Source organism: Pseudomonas sp. SB113 (genome assembly GCF_040754745.1).
Taxonomy (GTDB): Bacteria; Pseudomonadota; Gammaproteobacteria; order Pseudomonadales; family Pseudomonadaceae; genus Aquipseudomonas; species Aquipseudomonas grimontii.
Genome location: NZ_JBFMHW010000127.1, coordinates 1 through 477, shown reverse-complemented (window position 1 = coordinate 477; position 477 = coordinate 1). Strand labels below are relative to the sequence as shown.

Sequence of the window (477 nt, the reverse complement as noted above, 5' to 3'; positions counted from 1 at the left end):
CGGTTATGGTCATGTGAAACAGGCACGTGTTACAAGGGCCGAGGGGGAACGCATCAGGCTTCGTGACCGTTTATCCAGCGAGGAAATCCGGATGAAGGTTCAGGCTGCCGAATAGTCGTTATCAAAGAACTTCAATCGTATTATCCAGTTGGATTTTAAGGTTTTCCTCGACGTCCTAAAGAATTTTTAATGTGATCGTGTCACTTCTTGCGTGCCCAGGGACGGGAGTTAGGTGTGAACGCCAGAAGAAAAAACGAAATTCCAGCGGATCTCTACATCCCTTTTGTGGAGACGCTTTTTCGTGACGGCAGGACGCTGGCGATCGGCATGGTCGCGCAGACCCTGCTGATAATGCTCGTCTACTGGAAAACGATGAACCCGCTCTATCTCGGCGTTGCCGCGGGCATGGTCGTCGTCGGCGCGCTGAGAATGCGCAATTTCCGCAAATATACCAGCTTGCCCATGCCGCGTACGTGG

1 protein-coding gene is annotated in these 477 nt (G+C 52.2%); it reads left to right on the top strand.

All coding sequences use genetic code 11. The features are described 5' to 3' along the window. Positions 1-234: 234 nt before the first annotated feature. Positions 235-477, top strand: a 243-nt coding sequence (locus AB1462_RS31785) for a hypothetical protein (RefSeq protein ID WP_367249055.1), incomplete at its 3' end; no start/stop codon positions are given.